Origin of the sequence: Protofrankia sp. Cr2, from assembly GCF_963555885.1 — a bacterium.
Taxonomy (GTDB): Bacteria; Actinomycetota; Actinomycetes; order Frankiales; family Frankiaceae; genus Protofrankia.
In genome coordinates this window covers 28,688-31,213 of the sequence record NZ_CAUVXG010000046.1, presented here as the reverse complement: position 1 = coordinate 31,213, position 2,526 = coordinate 28,688, and the positions used below count along the sequence as shown (strand labels likewise).

The following is a 2,526-nucleotide window of genomic DNA, read 5'->3' as shown; positions in this document are numbered from 1 at the left end:
TTTTTCTGCTCCGAGCACACAGGTGTGCTGCTGTGGCCCGGCGCGTCCAGGAATCGGGATCGGTGGACCAACGGCCGTAGACGAACGCACGCCAAGCCTGTTCGCCGCGGCGGACCCGGCCGATACCGGCGACGGGCCGCGACCGACGCCCGTTCGGCGGCGATCGCCGGGTAAGGCCTGGACTCGCTGATCGAGATCGGGGCATCCACGGTCAGGAGGAGGATCGCCGCCGGATCTCGGTGCCCGCCGAACATGGACCTATGCCGACACCCGGGAACGCGGGCTCGACGTTGATCAGATCAGCGGCGGTATCCACGCTGAAGGCCGGGCAGGTGGTATCACCGACCCTGCCGGGCCTGTCGACAGATCGCCGCCTGTTTTGGCGCGGGCCGGTGGGCGGCGTTGCCCACCGGCCACGCGTTCGTCACCCCGTCCGACTGGAACGGCGCCTCACCCTTGGAGGATCTTGTGGTCGCTCGTCTCGCGGCCGACCTCGATGCGGCGGGGCTTGGCGTGCTCGGCGACGGGGACCATCACGGTCAGGACACCGTCGCGGTAGTGCGCGGCGACGCTGTCCAGGCTCAGCCCGTCCCCAAGGACGAGTTGGCGGCTGTAGGTGCCCGTGCCTCGTTCGGAGATCAGGTACTGGGCGCCCTCGGGTGCGATCCGTGTCCGGGTCGCCCGGACGGTCAAGGTGCTGTTCTCCGCGGTGACATCGACCGACTCGGGGTCGACTCCCGGAAGATCGAAGTGCAGGAAGTACGCGTCGCCGGACCGGTAGCAGTCCATCGGCATCATCTGCGGCGTCCGCGCCGTTCCGAGGGCCTCGCTGGCCAGACGATCGAAGTCACGGAACGGATCGAAGCGCAGCAACATAGCTACACACCTCCCATAAACATGACGGACATCATTGCCGGACAGCGGCGAGACCACCGCCACACCGGTGGGTGCGGGCAAACACCCCGATAAACCCTTAGGGCCGCGTCGTGCGTCGCTGCTTCATTCGACGCGGCGTCCACCTGTGGACGATGAGCCGTCCTGTCGCGCACTGCCGCCGCCATCCACCACCCCGAGCGGTCGGTAGGAGCGCCGCCACCGTCACCACCTCCCATACCGTGAGCCCTCAGCCAGATATGTAACCCGGCCATGACACAGATTATGCACCGGGCAAGACAGATTTCAAGGGTTGCCTTCTGCCGGCGGGTGCTACTGTCGCGGCGTCGATCTCCCGTTCAGCGCACAGGCGGCCGACGCGGCCCGTGAGGTGCTGCGCGGCCTACTGATCGCCTGGGGGCATGAGCATCACGCCGACGACGCTGCCGTCGTAGGGTCGGAGTTGGTGACCAACGCCGTCCAGCACGCCAGCGAGCAGGGTCAGCTACGCCTCGACCTCGATGCCCGTGGAGCCCCACACAGCCTTACGGGCGGATTCCGCGATGGTCTGCACGCCCCAGGTCAGCGGAAACAGGATGCCCATCCGAGGCCGGTCGCGCAGCAGCGACGCCAGGAAGCGACCCGACGGGCAAGCAATGGGGACAGCGGTTGCTGCCGTCGCAGGCATGGCACAGTTTCCAATCAGACCAACGTACCGGCAACCAGCCCCGTCCCTCGGCTACACCGTCACCCTGACTCCCGCTGCCTAACCCACCATCACCACCCGGCGGACGCCAGCACGGGTGGGCGGTAGCCTGCCCACGTTCCGGTCCGTTTTTCCGGTCAGGGCTGGGCGCCCTTCGTCGTCGTGGCGGCTCGGAGTTCTGTCGCTTGATCTGGATGGCGGGTGTCCGGCTGGTCTCCAGCGTGTCGATCAGGTCGACGAGCCTCTGATGAGCCAGTTGGTGATTGCCAGTGTGGTCAGACCGACGGCGCGCGATGCTTTGATCATTCCCAGGAGCCGACCGAAGAGTCCTTGAAGCGGGCCCCGCAGCTACCTGATTGTCAGCGTCGTTGTTCGTTGATTTTTTGGGCTTCGGCGAGTTGGTCTTCGAGGATGACGATGCGGCAGGCAGCTTCGATCGGGGTGCCCTGGTCGACGAGTGCGCGTACCCGGGCGGCGATGCGGAGCTGGTAGCGGGAGTAGCGGCGGTGGCCGCCCTCCGAGCGCAGAGGAGTGATCAGGCGGGCTTCGCCGAGGGCCCGCAGGAAGGCCGGGGTGGTATCGAGCATCGCGGCCGCGCGGCCCATGGTGTAGGCGGGGTAGTCGTCGTCGTCGAGGCTGTCGGCCGGTTTGGGGGTGGTTTCAGGAGCCATTGCACCTCTCGGGGCACGTCGAGGGGCCCTGATGCCAGACGACACCAGGGCCCCGAGAGTTCAACACCATCTACCGGCCAAGTGCGCCGGATTCCTCAGTTCGCGCCACGCCCACAGAGGGCCGGTGCTGCGGAGATCGCATATGCGTGACCGGGGACCACCTTCCAATCCGGGGCCTGCGGTGACCGGACGAGCTAGACCATCGCCCGGGCGATCCTGATGGCGCCTACTCCTCTCCTTCTCATCTGGCGGGGCACTGTCGGGCTCTTGCTCTGG

At 67.1% G+C, this 2,526-nt stretch carries 3 protein-coding genes; all 3 read right to left on the bottom strand.

The window, feature by feature from the left end:
* Window positions 1–450: 450 nt before the first annotated feature.
* A complete protein-coding gene (locus tag U9978_RS18390; protein ID WP_322762373.1) occupies window positions 451–876 on the bottom strand; it encodes an Hsp20/alpha crystallin family protein in 426 nt (141 codons plus the stop codon).
* A 502-nt stretch (window positions 877–1,378) separates the two neighbouring features.
* On the bottom strand, window positions 1,379–1,561 hold the full coding sequence (locus U9978_RS18385; RefSeq protein ID WP_322762372.1) for a hypothetical protein: 183 nt from the start codon (window positions 1,559–1,561) through the stop codon (window positions 1,379–1,381).
* Between the two features lie 377 nt (window positions 1,562–1,938).
* Window positions 1,939–2,250, bottom strand: a complete 312-nt coding sequence (locus U9978_RS18380; protein ID WP_322762371.1) for a MerR family transcriptional regulator — start codon at window positions 2,248–2,250, stop codon at window positions 1,939–1,941.
* Between the last annotated feature and the right edge of the window lie 276 nt (window positions 2,251–2,526).

Bases quoted from the DNA above. Each gene is read 5' to 3' on its own strand.
- U9978_RS18390 (WP_322762373.1), bottom strand. From the start codon at position 876: ATGTTGCTGCGCTTCGATCCGTTCCGTGACTTCGATCGTCTGGCCAGC.
- U9978_RS18385 (WP_322762372.1), bottom strand. From the start codon at position 1,561: ATGCCTGCGACGGCAGCAACCGCTGTCCCCATTGCTTGCCCGTCGGGT.
- U9978_RS18380 (WP_322762371.1), bottom strand. From the start codon at position 2,250: ATGGCTCCTGAAACCACCCCCAAACCGGCCGACAGCCTCGACGACGAC.